At 64.3% G+C, this 15320-nt stretch carries 13 protein-coding genes; 10 read left to right on the top strand and 3 right to left on the bottom strand.

Going from position 1 to position 15320, the window contains the following annotated elements; translation table 11 throughout:
• Nucleotides 1-17: 17 nt before the first annotated feature.
• A complete protein-coding gene (locus AT984_RS20635) occupies nucleotides 18-857 on the top strand; it encodes a substrate-binding periplasmic protein (RefSeq protein ID WP_058721712.1) in 840 nt (279 codons plus the stop codon).
• 48 nt (nucleotides 858-905) lie between these two features.
• On the opposite strand, the gene AT984_RS20630 is transcribed toward AT984_RS20635, so the two are convergent.
• Nucleotides 906-2630 (bottom strand): alkaline phosphatase family protein, encoded by a 1725-nt coding sequence (locus AT984_RS20630; RefSeq protein ID WP_058721711.1) that lies wholly within the window; start codon nucleotides 2628-2630, stop codon nucleotides 906-908.
• Between the two features lie 134 nt (nucleotides 2631-2764).
• Entirely contained in the window at nucleotides 2765-3316 is a 552-nt protein-coding gene (locus AT984_RS20625; protein WP_058721710.1) for a diguanylate cyclase, read from the bottom strand.
• Nucleotides 3317-3656: 340 nt separating this feature from the next.
• Here AT984_RS20625 and AT984_RS20620 point away from each other — a divergent pair, with 340 nt between their 5' ends.
• The 9 genes from AT984_RS20620 (at nucleotide 3657) to AT984_RS20580 (ending at nucleotide 13488) form a co-directional block, all read left to right on the top strand.
• Entirely contained in the window at nucleotides 3657-4223 is a 567-nt protein-coding gene (locus AT984_RS20620) for an ECF-type sigma factor (protein WP_197418191.1), read from the top strand.
• Between the two features lie 10 nt (nucleotides 4224-4233).
• Nucleotides 4234-7032 carry a protein kinase domain-containing protein gene (locus AT984_RS20615; protein WP_058721709.1) on the top strand — a complete coding sequence of 933 codons (2799 nt, stop codon included), beginning with the start codon at nucleotides 4234-4236 and terminating at the stop codon, nucleotides 7030-7032.
• Nucleotides 7029-7379: a hypothetical protein gene (locus tag AT984_RS20610; protein ID WP_058721708.1), complete on the top strand. Its 351-nt coding sequence runs from the start codon at nucleotides 7029-7031 to the stop codon at nucleotides 7377-7379. The genes AT984_RS20615 and AT984_RS20610 overlap by 4 nt, the downstream gene beginning before the upstream one ends.
• 147 nt (nucleotides 7380-7526) lie before the next feature.
• A complete protein-coding gene (locus AT984_RS20605; protein WP_082680224.1) occupies nucleotides 7527-8288 on the top strand; it encodes a PEP-CTERM sorting domain-containing protein in 762 nt (253 codons plus the stop codon).
• A gap of 282 nt (nucleotides 8289-8570) precedes the next feature.
• On the top strand, nucleotides 8571-9536 hold the full coding sequence (locus AT984_RS20600) for an ion transporter (RefSeq protein ID WP_082680223.1): 966 nt from the start codon (nucleotides 8571-8573) through the stop codon (nucleotides 9534-9536).
• Nucleotides 9537-9583: 47 nt separating this feature from the next.
• Nucleotides 9584-9964, top strand: a complete 381-nt coding sequence (locus AT984_RS20595) for a nuclear transport factor 2 family protein (RefSeq protein WP_197418190.1) — start codon at nucleotides 9584-9586, stop codon at nucleotides 9962-9964.
• 887 nt (nucleotides 9965-10851) lie between these two features.
• Complete coding sequence (locus AT984_RS20590) at nucleotides 10852-11880, top strand: methionine ABC transporter ATP-binding protein (protein ID WP_058721706.1); 1029 nt, start codon at nucleotides 10852-10854, stop codon at nucleotides 11878-11880.
• A 33-nt stretch (nucleotides 11881-11913) separates the two neighbouring features.
• On the top strand, nucleotides 11914-12579 hold the full coding sequence (locus tag AT984_RS20585; protein WP_058721705.1) for a methionine ABC transporter permease: 666 nt from the start codon (nucleotides 11914-11916) through the stop codon (nucleotides 12577-12579).
• Nucleotides 12580-12690: 111 nt separating this feature from the next.
• Entirely contained in the window at nucleotides 12691-13488 is a 798-nt protein-coding gene (locus AT984_RS20580; RefSeq protein ID WP_058721704.1) for a MetQ/NlpA family ABC transporter substrate-binding protein, read from the top strand.
• Nucleotides 13489-14310: 822 nt separating this feature from the next.
• Here the strand turns inward: AT984_RS20580 and AT984_RS20575 are convergent.
• Nucleotides 14311-15270, bottom strand: coding sequence for an RDD family protein (locus tag AT984_RS20575; RefSeq protein WP_058721703.1), 960 nt, complete (start codon nucleotides 15268-15270; stop codon nucleotides 14311-14313).
• Nucleotides 15271-15320 lie beyond the last annotated feature (50 nt).

Genomic DNA, 15320 nt, shown 5'->3' with positions numbered 1-15320 from the left:
CGACAAGCACTTGCGCCATGTCAGACCCCGCCCGCTTAAATCCGCCACTTGGCAACACCGATCACGGCTGGGCGCAGCCGAGCCTGACGCGGCGCCACTTGTTGGCCGCGACGGCGGGCATGGCGGTGGTGGCAGCTCGCGGGGAAGCCAAGGCGGCCGACAGCGAGCCCAGCCTGAGCGTGATGCTGGAGGAATTGCCGCCCTTTTCCTTCCGCGATGCGCAAGGCGAGCCCGCCGGCTACGCGGTGGAGCTGGTGCGCGAGATGTTGCGGCGGGCCGAGCTGAGCCCCAAGTTCGAGTTTTCGTCTTGGCAGCGGGTGATGGCCAAGGCGCGGGGCGACTCTGCCGTGCTGATCCCCACCATCGTGCGCCTGCCCGAGCGTGAGAAAGCCTTCTACTGGCTGGGCCCCATCTCCAAGCGCCACGGCATGGTGTACCGGCGCAAGGCCAGGCCGGATGTCAACGTGAGCAGCGTGCAGGACCTGCGCCAATACCGCACGGCGGTGGTGATGGGCGACATCTCTGAGCGCGAAATGCTTTCCCTGGGGCTGGACAGCGAACAGCACCTCGACCGCAGCACCGACTACGGCATCGCCCTGCGGCGCCTATTCTCCGACCGGGTCGAGCTGCTGGCCATCAGCCGAGTGCTGGCCCCGGCCATGCTCAAGCAATATGGCTATAACTTTGCCGATCTTGAGCCGGTCTTGAAGCTGCGCGAAACAGCCTCGTCGATGGCGCTGAATTTGGCCTCCGAGCCGGCACTGCGGCACAAGCTGCAACACGCTTTCGACGCCATGCGGCGCGACGGGGCGATGGCGACCACCATCGCCCGCTACCCCATGCTCAGCCTGGAGTAGCGCAGCCAAGGGGGGCAATCCCGCCCTGGCAGGGCGAAGCCAGCAGACTTACTTCAGTTCTGCAGCGACGGCGGGTTTGGGCAGGGGCAAGACCCGACCCTGCGCTTGCGCGGGCGAGCGTACATGCAAGATGTTCGCCAAGGTCGGCGCAATGTCAGCCACTTCCACCGGCGTTTTCACCTCGCCACGGCCCACCCAGGCCGGGCCCCAGCTCAGGATGGGCACATGGGTGTCGTACTCATACGGCGTGCCATGCGAGCTGCCGCCGACGCGGGAGCCGAACAACCAACCCGGCTTGACCACGATTTGCACCGGCGCGGCCACATCCGGGTGCCAGGACTTGCGCATGGCTTCCAGATAAGGCGTCTGCGTGTCCGTGCCCTGCAGCTGCGCCAGCGTGAAGACATCGGCCACACCCTTCATCTGCAGCAGCAAAGTCTTGGTTTCTTCGTAGACATCGGCGGGCTTCACGCCCTTGGCGGCGATCAGCTTGTCGTCGAACAAAATGCCCGCGGCCGAGAAGGCGGTGGCCCAGCGGCCCTCGCCGAACTTCTTCACCAAACCGCTATTCACCCAAGACAGCACCTGCGCCGGGTTGACCCGGTCCGCATCACGGCCCTGCGACTTGGCCCACTCGGGCGTGTCGGCAAAGCCGTGGTCGGCGGTCAGCACGGCCACATAGTTGCCGGCGCCGACCTTGGCGTCCAGATACTGGAAAAAGCCTTGCAGATAGCGGTCCAGATGCAGGAAATGGTCGTGCGAGAGGCGCGACTCCGGCCCGAAAGCGTGGTTCACATAGTCATGGCTGGACAGGCTGACCGACAAGATATCGGTCTTGGCGCGCACACCGCCGCCCAGGCCCTCGCCTTCGATGGCGGCGCGGGCAAAGGCCAGGGTCAGCTCGTCACCAAAAGGTGAGGGCAAGATATTGGCGTAGAACAAGGGGCCGGGCTTCTCGTGCTTATCACCCAAGATGGCCGGCAGCTTGTTGCCATTGCCCGAGTTGACTTGCCAGAACTGGCCATCCGGCACCGAGCGGGCATAGGCCGCTTCGGGCAGCAGCGGCGCCCAGGCCTTGCCGAAGAAAGCGTCGGCGGGCTTGGCGGCGTTGAAGTCCTTGACCCACTGCGGGTGGGCGGGCATGTAGTAAGTGCTCGAGGCGAACTGGCCCGTCTCACTCATATACATATAGGCCGTGCCCTTGTGGCCGGCCGGCAGGATGGCGCCGCGGTCTTTGCCGGAGACGGCAATCACCTTGGCCGCAGGGTCCACGCCGCGCAGCACATCGCCCACCGTCTCGGCGCGCAGATTGCGTGGGCTGGTGCCTGCCAACGGGGCGGTCTTGTTGCCGATGTAGGTGTGCGCCGCGTCCTGGGTGCAATAGACCATCTCGCCCGTCTTGGGGTCGCGCCACTCATTGCTGATGATGCTGGTGCGCTGCGGGTAAGCGCCTGTCAACATCACCGCGTGGCCAGCCGCCGTAACGGTGTGGCCATGGCCGTAATGGGCATTGGCAAACCAGGTGCCACGGTCGAGAAAGCGCTTGAAGCCATCGGGCTGCAGCTGGTCGCGGTAGTTCAGCACCTGGCGCATCGGCAAACCGTCCACCACCATGAAGACGACCAGCTTGGGCGGCGCCACATCCTGGCCCGCCTTGGCGATCAGCGGGGCCTTATCGGCGCTGGTGGCCTGCAGAGCTGGTTTGCCGCCGGACGCGCAACCCAGAAGGGCGCTGCTGGCCAGCAGGACGAATGAAATTTTGAGCTTGAACATGGGGCTGTTTATTGTTTTCGCAGCCCGCAAGCTTAGTCGATTCACTGGCGATCAAAGCAGCTTGCGCAGCACTGCGCCCGCCAGTTTTTCGCGCCAAGCGCACGCTGCTCGCCCAGCAAAGGCCGGGCTGCCGACTACTGGCCCTGCAAGCGGCCCTGCGCCAGCGCCAGCAACTCCGCAGCGCTCAGGCGTTGGCGCTCGCCGCAGGCGCTGGCCATGCGCAGGCTCAGGCTGACGCATTGGCCGTCAATCTCGTACGTGCCCGCCAGCTGTTGCTGCAAGCGCTGCTGCACCACTTCGGGCCGGGCCTGGGCCATATTGCCCAGGATCACCGCGTACTGGCTGGCGTCCAGGCGCACCACCACATCATGGCTGCGCACCCGGCCGCGCAGGCGCTCGCCCAGGGCGTGGCGCGCGCCGTTCAAATGCGCTGGGGTGACGAGTTGCTGGCCGTGGCTGCTCAAGCCCTGAATGGTGATCAACAGCAAAGCCGGCTCGGCGCCGCAGCGGCGGCTGGCCACCATTTCGCGCTGCAGCAGTTTCAGCAAGCCCGCCTCGTCCGCCACGCTCAGAACCTCCGGCCGGCCCGGGCGCTTGCGTGCGCCGGCTGGCGCGGGCGTTGCCACCAAGCTCAAACGTGCAGCGGAGGCGGCAGAGGCAATGGCGTTGTCGGTAGGCTGAAACATGCGCGGCGAACTCGTGGTTTCGTTTGTTCTGCAATGGATTGAGGCCATGTCTGCGCAGTGCGTTCTCCATGCAGGCCTCCCCAGACCTTGCCACGCAAACATGCCCTCATTGCTTAAAACGGATTGCCGCCGACAAACCCGACATCCGAATTGCAAAATTTTTTAGCCGGCACTGCCGCCCCTGCAAGCCAGGCGCTAGAGTGAGGGCAAAGGCGCCACGCCGCCCGGGCAAGACCTGCCCCCACGTCACCCGCAGCCGCCACCCCGGCCCCACGGTGCCGAGGCAAGAATCAGATAAACAAACAGTCAGACAGACGGACACCGAGGGATTGAGGACCACGTGAACACCAGCGCCAGCGACATCACCCAGATGCTGCAAGCCGCCGCCGCGGGCGACACCCAGGCGGGCGAGCGCGCGCTCAGCCTTTTGTATGGCGAGATGCAGCGCCTGGCGCGCAGCCGCCTGCACAAATCGGGCGAGCTGACCCTGCTGGACGCCACCGGCCTGGTGCACGAAACCTATCTGCGCCTGCAAGCCCAAGCCGGGCTGGACTTTGCCGACCGCCGCCACTTCCTGGCCTACGCCGCCAAAACCATGCACCACATCGTCATCGACCTGGTGCGCGCCGCCAGCGCCGAGCGCCGTGGCGGCGGGCAAACCCACATCACCCTCAACACCGCCCATGCCGAGCTGCCCCAGCAGCGCGACGACGAAATCCTGCGCGTGCATGAAGCCCTGGACGAATTGGCCGCGCTGGAGCCCCGCCTGGCCCAGGTGGTGGAGATGCGCTACTTCGGCGGCCTGCTGGAGACCGAAATCGCCGAGGCCCTGGGCCTGACCGAACGCACCGTGCAGCGCGACTGGCAAAAAGCCCGGCTGTTTCTCTCCCTCGCCCTGCAAGAGTGAATTGCCCCCGATGAGTCAAGCCAAGCGCATCATCAACAAAGCCCGCTGGCCCGAGCTCAGCCCCCTGCTGGACGAATTGCTGGACCTGGATCTCAGCGCCCGCGCCAGCCGCCTGATGGCCCTGCACCGCCAGGACCCCGAGCTGGCCGCCGACCTGGCCGAGCTGCTGGCCCGCCAAGCCAAACAAGAGGCGGCCGACTATCTGGCCACCCCCTTGCTCGGCCTGGCTGCACACGCCCTGGCCGCCGGCCAACTGGTGGGCGCCTACACCCTGGTGCGCGAGATTGGCCACGGCGGCATGGGCGCGGTGTGGCTGGCGCGGCGCACCGACGGGCGCTTCGAGGGCGAGGTGGCAATCAAATTCCTCTCGGCCGGCCTGGTCGGCCCGGGGGACGCCGGCCGCTTCGCCCGCGAAGGGCAAATCCTCGCCCGCCTGGCCCACCCGCACATCGCCCGCTTGCTGGACGCTGGCCTGGCCGCCGAGAGCAAAGCGCCCTATCTGGTGCTGGAATACATCGCCGGCCAGCCCATCGACCAATACTGCGACAGCCGTGGCCTGGACACCCGCGCCCGCGTGCTGCTGTTTCGCGATGTGCTGGCCGCCGTGGCCCACGCCCACACGCGGCTGATCCTGCACCGCGACCTGAAACCGTCCAACATCCTCGTGACCGCTAACGGCGAGGTCAAGCTGCTGGACTTCGGCATCGCCAAGCTGCTGGAAGCCGGCGACGAGGCGGGCGCGGCTGCTGGGGGTGCAGGTACGGGTTCAGCCACCAGTGCCGGCGCCGCCTCCGAACTCACCCAGCAAGCCGGCCGCGCCTTCACGCCCCGCTACGCCGCGCCCGAGCAAGTGCAAGGCAGCGAAGTCACCACCGCCACCGACGTCTATGCCCTGGGCGTGCTGCTTTACCTGCTGCTCAGCGGCCGCCACCCCACCGCCAGCAACGACAACGACGCCAACACCACCCCGCTGGAGCGCATGCGCGGCATCGTCGAGGTGGAACCCAAAAAACTCTCCGACGCCGTGCGCGGCAAGAGTGCGGAAGGCAAAGCGCAAGACCTCAGCAAAAAGAGAGCCGCCCGCGAACTGCGCGGCGACCTGGACACCATCGTCGCCAAGGCGCTCAAAAAAGTGCCCGCCGAGCGTTATGCCAATGCCGCCGCCCTGAGCGAGGAACTGCGCCGCTGGCTGGCGCATGAACCCATCAGCGCCAGGCCCGACAGTGCCGCCTACATCCTGTCCAAGTTTGTGCGCCGTCATCGCGTCGCCGTGGCGGCCGGCGCCCTGGGCCTGCTCACGCTCAGCACCAGCATCGGCGTGGCGCTGCGCCAGGGCCAGGAGGCGCAAGCGCAACGCGCCCAGGCCGAGGGCCTGATCGAATTCATGCTCGGCGATCTGCGCAAAAAGCTGGAGCCGGTGGGCCGGCTGGATGTGCTGGATGCCGTGGGCGAAAAGGCGCTGGGCTATTACGCCGCCCAACAAGCCGGCCGCCTGGACGCCGACGCGCTGGGCCAGCGCGCCCGAGCGTTGCACCTGATGGGCCAGATTGCCCAGCAGCGCGGCAAGCTCGACGAAGCCAGCCGCATGTATGACGCGGCCGCCGGCAGCACCGCCGAACTGCTGCAGCGCGCGCCCAAAGACGGCCAGCGCATTTATGACCATGCGCAGAGCGTGTTCTGGCTTGGGGAGGCGGCTTGGCGGCAGGGTCAGACGGACGAGGCAGAAAAACAATTCAAGCGCTACCTCGAATTGGCCGAGCAGCTGGGGCCGCTGGCGGCGGGCAAACCTGATTGGCTGGCCGAGCGAGCACATGCGGGGGTCAACCTGGGAGTCTTGCAGCTACAGGCTGGTCAGGCTCAGTCGGCATTGCAAAACTTTCAAAAAGCTTTGCTTGTCTATGAGCAACTGGCCCCGACGCAAACTGAATTGCGGGGGAACCAGATTGCAACGCTGGGCTGGATCTCCCGGGCGCATCAATACCTGGGAAGCTACGCCGAAGCCCTTGCGGCCGACCAGAACAAGCTGGCGGTGCTGGGCGGCATTCCCAACCGCGATCAAGACCACAAGTTGAAAGACCTAGAGGCCAATGCTCATCATGACGTCAGCCGTTCCCTTTTCTTTACGGGGAACAACGACGCTGCCCAGCTGGAATCCGAGAAGGCGGTCGCACAACTCGAGCAGCTGACTGCGGCAGACACGAGCAATCTTGACTCATTGGAACGACTCTGTTCCTTGCGTCTAGGCTTGGCCGAGATCCGCCTGGCCCGTGGTGGGCAAGACCTGACCCCCTTGCTGAACCAACTCAAGACCGATATTGCGCTCTTGCTGGCCACCGACGCCAAGCAGATGAGGTGGCAAGGCAATCTGCGAGGTCGCCTGCTGGCGTTGCGCGCCAATTTCGAGCGAAGCGAAGTCCTGTCTCATGCCTTAGCCCTAGAGATGACAAATTACTTGGCCGATATGAAGGCACGCGCTCAATCCGGTACTCGGATCAACAAAGAACAGCGACTGATACTGGCCCGAGTCGAGCTGAGCTTGGGCGAGCTTTTGGGCAGTAGCGAAGTCACCGAAGCCCAGTTGCATTGGCAAACGGCCGTCGAGCGCTTGCGTGCAGATGTCACAAAATCAGATGCGCCGGCGCTGGCCGTGACCGCATTGGCCCATTTCCGCTTGAATGCAATTGAAGAAGCGCGCCGATTGGCCGAAAAGCTGGATGCCTCCAGCTATCGGCATCCGGACTACCTCCGGCTCCGAACGCTGCTGCAAAAGGCGCCAACTTCTTCAGCTCAGCCAACAGGGAAAACATGACAACACCTAGCGACAAACCGGTTTTTACTTTCACCGTCAACGTCAGCGACGCCACCGACCCACCCACGGTCACCACCGTCCCCGCCGAAATCACCGTCGGCACCAGCAACGGCCTGATCGAGTTTGATCTGGCCACGCCGGGCTATAGCTTCGAGCCCGTAGCACCCATCGTCTTCAGCGAGCCGACAACCGACTTCCCCGACCTGTGGGCGGTCAGCGCGACCCAGGTCTTTATGCGCGACCGTTGCTCCAAGGCAGCCACGCTGAACTTCACCATCCATGTGGTTGAAGACAGCAGCGGCCGTTGCCTAAGCCACGATCCAATAATTACCAACCAACCGGATTGATTTCGACCTGCCCACGCTGACTTGCCGGGCTGCGATACTGCGCGCGCCGAACAAGCGCAAGCCTTGTGATTTTCTTTTGCTTCGCGTTTTGAGTTCGGCCATACAAAGCAGGCAAACACACAAGCTCACAGACTGGCAGCAGACCGCATGAAGCAACTCGCCCTCCTCCGCCCAGCCGCGCTGGCCCTCAGCACTGTTTTGATGAGCGCCGCGCCCGGCTGGGCAAGCGCCGCCGAGCTGTACAACAACGGCCCGGTGGTGGACGCTAACGGCTTGTCGATCAGGGCCGCCAAGGCCGCGACCTTCAGCTTCAGCGCGAAATCCGCTTCCAAGAACGCACTGGCCGAGGACTTCACCGTCACTGGCGCGGGCTGGCTGATCAGCAGCATCGACTTCTTTGCGCTGCAGAACAACGCCACAGCCTTCACACTGAAGGACGTCAGCTGGAGCATCCTGGCCGGCGACGCCAACAACGGCAGCGTCATCGCCAGCGGCATCACCGCGCTGAGCAACGGCGGCCTGCTCGGCTACCGGGTCACCGAGAGCAACTTGACCGACAAAACCCGGCCGATTTACCGCGCCAGCGCCGACATCGCCGATGTGAGCCTGAGCGCTGGGCACTACTGGTTGCGCTGGAGCATGACAGGCTCGCTCAGCTCCGGCCCTTGGACGGCGCCCACCTCGGACGCTCGCCTTGGCAATGCCATGTATTCGGCGGCCGGCAGCAGCTTCGCCGCCATCCTGGATGCCGGCAGCCAAGTCGGCGTGGAACTGCCTTTTGTGCTCAACGGCACGATGTTGGCCGCCGTGCCCGAACCGTCAAGCGCAGCCTTGGCGCTGCTCGGCGGCCTGGGCCTGGGCCTAGCCTGGCGCCTGCGCCGCAAGGGTCGGCCTGCGCAGGCGCGTTGAACTTTTCAGGGACGGAAGGTCGGAACGGGGTCAGGCCTTTACGTTGAAGTTTAAATTTGAGGCCAGACCTCGACCGCGCCAACCGCTCCCAACGGCCCTGACCCCAACCGCTCTAGCGGCGGTGCTGTGCAATGCGCTTTTGCAGAAACCCGTCGCCGACGCGCCTCGCACGCTGAGCGCTGCCGAGGCGGTGGCGGGTGGCCGGAAGTCCAGAACAAGGGCACCTAATTTGTTCGCCGGCTCGACGGCTGAACTCAAGCCGCCCTCAGTTAGGCTTGGGGGATGGCGCGCAAAAACTCCTCCTCCGCTTCTCGCTCTTCCGCCGCCCCTGCGGCGCACCAGCCTTCGGCCGCTCGGGCCGCCGCAGGCAGAGCCGCTGCAGCCAACAGCTCTGCACCCAACGCTGAATTCGGCAAGCCGCTGAGCGGCTGGCGCCTGCGTTGCTACACCATCATTTTTGAGGCCGACACGCGGGCCGGCCGGCGCTTTGATTTGGCGCTGATCCTGATGGTGCTGCTGAGCGTGGCCCTGGTGATGCTGGAAAGCGTGGGCAATTTGCGCGGCCGCTACGGCCCCTGGCTCACCGGCTTTGAGTACTTTTTCACCGCAGCCTTCACGGCGGAATACGTCTTGCGCCTGCTGTGTGTGCGCCACCCGCTGCGCTATGCGCTGAGCTTTTACGGCCTGGTGGATTTGCTGGCGGTGCTGCCCACTTACCTCGCGATTTTTGAGCCCAGCTTGTATGCGCTGGTGGATGTGCGGGTGCTGCGCCTGCTGCGGGTGTTCCGCATCCTCAAGCTGCAGGCTTATCTGCAGGAATACATCAGCCTGGGCCGGGCCTTGCGAGCCAGCGGGCGCAAGATTTTTGTGTTCTTGTCGGCCGTGCTGATGGTGGTGCTGATCATGGGCACGGTGATGTTCATCGTGGAGGGGCCGGAGCATGGTTTCACCAGCATCCCGGTGGGCGTGTACTGGGCCATCACCACGCTGACGACGGTGGGCTATGGCGACCTGACGCCCAAGTCGGATTTGGGCCGCGCGATTGCCTCGCTGATGATGTTGATGGGCTGGGGCGTGCTGGCGGTGCCGACCGGCATCGTGACCGCCGAAATGAGCGCCCAGCGCTTTCAGTTCCCACCCAAAACAACAACGCGCTCCTGCCATGAGTGCCTGACCGAGGGGCATCAACCGGACTCGAAGTTTTGCCGCAACTGCGGGGCCAAGTTGCCCACGTATCACAGCGAGTGAATGACTGAATGAATGACTCAATGAGTGAATCGATGGAGGCCCAAGGGATGAGCAGGACGACGATGGTGCGCACGGCGGAAGAACTGGCGCAAGCCCAATTGCTGGCCTACAACGCGAAGGATCTGGAGGCGTTTGTGGCCTGCTACAGCGAGGATGTGCGGGTTTGGCGCTTGGCGAGCGGCGCGGCCATGCTGCCATTGCCTTTGCAGCCGCAGTTGCAGGGGCGTGCGGCCTTTCGTGAGCTTTACCGCCAAGGGCCTTTTGCCGCACCGCAAGTGCAGGCGGAAGTGACGCAGCGCATCGTGATGGGCGATACGGTGATTGACCATGAGCGGGTGCATGGCCGGGGTGAGGGTGTGCAGCAGGTGGCGGTGGTGTATCGATGCCGGGAGGGATTGATCGCGGAGGTGTATTTCTTCTTGCCTTGAAGGCTGGAGGGGGCTGGCGCGGCGGGCGTTACGCGGCGATTGCCTGCTTGGTTTTTGTCTTGCTTTTGTCGGTCTAACTGCCGGTTGGCGGAGTCGACGTTGGGTTGCCGGGATTTCGCCCCGGCGGGCGACCTACTTTCTTGTCCGGACAAGAAAGTAGGCAAAGAAGCCGCCCCGAATGCCTGGCCCCTGCGGGGTCCGCTGCGGTGCTCGGCTTCGCCGGGCCGCGCCCAACTCACTGCGCTACGCTCCGTTCAAACAAAGGGCGCGAAGTCAGCCCTTGAAGGCGCTTCGCGCCGCCCGTCGAATCCTGTGCTCCTCGCCCAGGCAACACGGGGAGCCCCAAACGGCTCGCTGCGCGTCGCCTTGGTCCAAATCCAAGTCCAAACCCAAGCTGAAACCGTAGCCGTAGTCATCAGCGCAGCGCGTTCAGCGCGCGCCCCTCAAGCCGATGCGCAGCGAGGCGTGACTGTATTCAGTCCCGTTGAGCCTGGGTGAGGAGCGGAAGGTTTCTTGGGCGTCGCGAAGCGACTTCAAGGGCTGGCTTCGCGCCCTTTGTTTGAACGGAGCGTAGCGCAGTGAGTTGGGCGCGGCCCAAGGAACCTGAGCACCGCAACGGACCCCGAAGGGGCCAGGCGTCGGGTCGCCTTCTTTTGCTTACTTTTCTTGGCGAAGCAAGAAAAGTGAGTCGCCTGCCGGGGCGAATTCCCGGCTGGGCCTTCGAGCCAGCACCACCTCACCGCAGCAAGCTCAAGCACCACCACCAATCGCCCAGAATTTGCTTATTACCAATGAATTCTTGGGGAATCGAGGGTTTTCACTAGGATGGCGGCCTTAGCCCAAAAAGGTCGGGCGCCCCACCCACCTGAACGCCCACTCATCCCCCCGTGATTGAACTCCAAGACATTCATAAAAGCTTCGGCGCCAACAAAAAAGGCGGCGGCAGCAATGCAAAACAAGTCGTCACCGCGCTGGACGGCATCAGCCTCAGCGTCAAAGCGGGCGAAGTGTTCGGCATCATCGGCCACTCGGGCGCGGGCAAATCCACTTTGCTACGCGTGCTCAATCTGCTGGAGCGGCCCGACAGCGGCAGCGTTCGCGTTGCCGGCCAAGACCTGCTGAGCCTGGACGACGCGCATCTGCGCAGCGCCCGCCAGCGCATCGGCATGATTTTTCAGCACTTCAATCTGCTGGGCTCGCGCACCGTGGCCGAGAACATCGCCTGGCCGCTGCGCATTGCCCACTGGCCGGCCGAGCAGATCGCCCCGCGTGTAGCGGAACTTCTGGCCCGCGTAGGCCTGGCCGACCAAGGCCACAAATATCCGGCCCAGCTCTCGGGCGGGCAAAAGCAGCGCGTGGGCATTGCCCGCGCCCTGGCCACCGGCCCGGAGCTGCTGCTGTGCGACGAAGCCACCAGCGCGCTGGACCCGCAAACCACCCGCGCCATCCTGGACCTGCTGGCCCAGCTGAACCGCGAGCTGGGCCTGGCCATTGTGCTGATCACGCACGAGATGGATGTGGTGCGCCGCATCTGCGACCGGGTGGCGGTGCTGGAGGCCGGGCGGGTGGTGGAAATCGGCCCGGTGGCCGAGGTCTTCTTGCACCCCCAGCACGCGGTGACGCGCCGCTTTGTGCAGGAAGCGGAAAAGATCGACGAGAACGAGCTGAACGAAGACTACGCCCATGTGCCGGGTAGCCTGCTGCGCCTGACCTTCCAGGGCGAACGCACTTACGAGCCCTTGCTGGGCGAGGTGGCGCGGCGCAGCGGCATCGACTTTGGCATCTTGCATGGCCGCATCGACCGCATCAAAAGCACGCCCTACGGTCAGCTGACGATTGCCGTCACGGGCGGTGACCTAGCCGGCGCGCAAGCCCTGCTGGCCGAGCGCGGTGTGCGCGTTGAAGTGCTGCGCTGATTGCCCTGACAACAAGAAGAAAAAGTAAGAACCATGACCGAAATTCTGCTGACCATGGACTGGGCCGAAATCGGCACGGCCAGCGTCGACACCTTGTTGATGCTGGGCGGCGCCCTGCTCTTCACCGCCCTGCTGGGCCTGCCTCTGGGCGTGTTGCTGTTCCTGCTGGACCGCGGCCAGTTGCTGGACTCGCCGCGCGCCTACGGCCTGCTCTCGCTGGTGGTGAATGTGCTGCGCTCGCTACCCTTTGTGATTCTGCTGATTTTGCTGATCCCTTTTACCTTGCTGGTGACGGGCACCTCGCTGGGCGTGGCCGGCGCCATCCCGCCGCTGGTGGTGGGGGCCACGCCCTTCTTCGCCCGCTTGGTGGAAGCCGCCTTGCGCGGGGTGGATCGCGGCATCGTTGAAGCTGGCCAGGCCATGGGCGCCAGCCCGCGCCAGATCGTCACCCAAGCGCTCTTGCCCGAAGCCCTGCCCGGCATTTTGTCGGCGGCGACGGTCACAGCCATCACCCTGGTGGGCTACACCGCCATGTCAGGCGTGATCGGCGGCGGCGGCCTGGGTGACCTGGCCATCCGCTTCGGTTACCAACGCTTCCAGACCGAGGTGATGCTGGTCACCGTGGCCCTGCTCTTGGTCTTGGTGCAGCTGCTGCAGATGCTGGGGGATTGGGCGGTTAGGCGGCTGAATCGCCGTTGAGCTGATTGGCCAATCCGTTTCACACCCAGCATTCAATTTCCCCCGAGCCACAAGCTCATTTTTCTCTTCCTCTTTTCCTTTCTCTCACCCACATCCAAAGGGAACATCCACATGAAGCGCAAGACCCCATCGACCCTGCTCACCGCCGTTCTGAGCGCCGCCCTCTTGAGCGTGGGCGCCAGCGCCTGGGCTGAGAAGCTGAGCATCGCCGCCACCGCCGTGCCGCATGCGGAGCTGCTGGAGTTCGTCAAGCCCGGCCTGGCTCAGCAAGGCGTGGAGCTGGAGATCAAGGTCTTCACCGACTATGTGCAGCCCAATGTGCAAGTGGCCGAGAAGCGCCTGGACGCCAACTTCTTCCAGCACAAGCCTTATCTGGCCGAGTTCAACAAGGGCAAGGGCACGAACTTGGTGCCCGTGGCTGCCGTGCATGTGGAGCCTTTCGGCGCCTACTCGACCAAGCACAAGAGCCTGGCCGACCTGCCCGTGGGCGCCACCGTGGCCCTGCCCAATGACCCCACCAACGGTGGCCGCGCCCTGGTGTTGCTGGCGCGTGCCGGCGTGATCAAGCTGAAGGACATCAACAACATTCTGGCCACGCCCAAGGACATCGTGGAGAACAGCAAGAAGCTGAAGTTCCGCGAGATCGAAGCCGCCACCCTGCCCCGCATCCTGCCCCAGGTGGATCTGGCCCTGATCAACACCAACTACGCGCTGGAAGCCAAGCTGACCCCGGCCAAGGACGCCCTGGCGATTGAGGGCGCGCAGTCGCCTTACGCCAATGTGTTGGTGACGCGTGCCGAGAAGCAAAACAGCGACAGCATCAAGAAGCTGGCCGCGGCCTTGCAATCGGCCGAGGTGAAGAAGTTCATTGAGACGAAGTACAAGGGCGCGGTGGTGCCGGCGTTTTGAGTTTGTAGTGTTGAAGTTGTCGGCGGGCAGACGTCTGCCGAGTTGAGTTCATTGCACTTAGCCTGGCTTGCCTAGTACTCGCGCATTTGGCGCTAGTGCGAAGGCCCAGCCGGGATTTCGCCCCGGGGGCGACTCACTTTTCTTGCTTCGCCAAGAAAAGTAAGCAAAAGAAGGCGACCCGACGCCTGGCCCCTGCGGGGTCCGTTGCGGTGCTCAGGTCCGTTGGGCCGCGCAGAACTCGCTTCGTTCACTGCGTTCACTCCGCTCAAACAGCTGCGCGAAGTCAGTCGACGAAGTCGCTCCGCGACGCCCAACGAACCTTCCGCTCCTCACCCAGGCTCAACGGGACTGAAGACAGTCACGCCTCGCTGCGCATCGGCTTGAGGGGCGGCGCGCTAAACGCGCCGCACTGATGCCTTCGGCGACAGCGACAGCGACAGCTACGGCTACGGCTACGACTTTGGTTTCGGTTTCAGGTTGGGTTGGGGTTTCGACCGAGGCGACGCGCAGCGAGCCGTGTGGGGTTCCCCGTGTTGCCTGGGCGAGGAGCGCAGGCTTTGGCGGGCGGCGCGAAGCGCCTTCAAGGGCTGACTTCGCGCCCTTTGTCTGAACGGAGCGTAGCGCAGTGAGTTGGGCGCGGCCCGCCAAAGTCGAGCACCGCAGCGGACCCCGAAGGGGCCAGGCATTCGGGGCGGTTTCTTTGCCTTCTTTCTTGGGCGCCCAAGAAAGAAGGTCGCCCGCCGGGGCGAAATCCCGGCAACCCAACGTCAACCACGCCAACCGGCAGTTAGTCAGACACCTACCCAATGCCCAAACCAAGCCTCAAGCCACCTGAGGCAACGCCAACCGCTTGCTGCTCCGCGCATCAATCACCACCGTGTGTGCCGTCTTGTCCTGAATCGCCTGCCGGTTGCTGTCCCAAAACAGCTGAACAAAACCGGTCATGCCCGTCGCCATACCGGCAGCGTAGCCACCGTAGCGCTTGAAGCAAATCATCGGCGTCAGCGTCTTGCCGGTCAGCTCCACCACCTTCAGGCCCAGCAACTTCTTGCCCAGGGTCTGACCAGGCCACAAGACCGGCAGGATGGAGAAGTACAGCAGCGCCCAGAAATAGCTCAGGCCCACCTCGTTGATGATGCGCTTGAACTCGGCGCGCGGGTCAAAGTGATGTGCCTGAATCTCCGCTTGCTGGGCCTTGACCTGCGCCTCCAGGCGGGCGATGTGTTGGGCCTGCTTCTGTTGCTCTTGCTGCTGCACCATCAGCGCTGGAGCCGAAGCAGCGAGTGAACCAGGAGTTGAAGCACCCAGCGCTGCCGGATCAGCACTCACCTCAGTGGCAGCAACTTGAGCGCCACTGGCCGGCGCATCTTCGTTTTCATCGCCGTCGTTTGAGCCCGGCAGCGCTTTGCCGTACTTGACCGGAGCGGGTTCATGCAAATCATCCCAGGCCTGCGGCAGGCCAAGGCTCAGGCTGATGGCCAGCAAGATCCACAAGCCCACTGGCCGCCGCTTTGGTGCAGCAGCAGGGTTGGGCTGCGCAGCGCGATGCCGCAGCAGCAGCAAAAAGCCCGCGCCGATCGCCAGCAGCAAAAAGAAATTGCCCAGATTGGAAAAGGGCACCAGCACGGCCAGATCAATGCCCATGGCCAAAGCGCGCTGTTTGGGCGTGGCCAGGGGCAAGCCCAGCAGGCTGGGCGTCACATTCAGGTCTTCGGGCGTGACCCAGGCACGCGCGTCGAAGGCGGCGGGCAGGGATTCAGAGGCGGGGGGCGCTGTGTTCACGGCAGGTGCTGGCTTTGAAATTTGGCGCAAGCGTAGCGCATTGCACGCTG

Origin of the sequence: Paucibacter sp. KCTC 42545 (assembly GCF_001477625.1) — a bacterium.
Classification (GTDB): Bacteria; Pseudomonadota; Gammaproteobacteria; order Burkholderiales; family Burkholderiaceae_C; genus Paucibacter_A.
The sequence above is the reverse complement of the archived record's forward strand: the minus strand, read 5'-3'. Positions and strand labels throughout refer to the sequence as shown.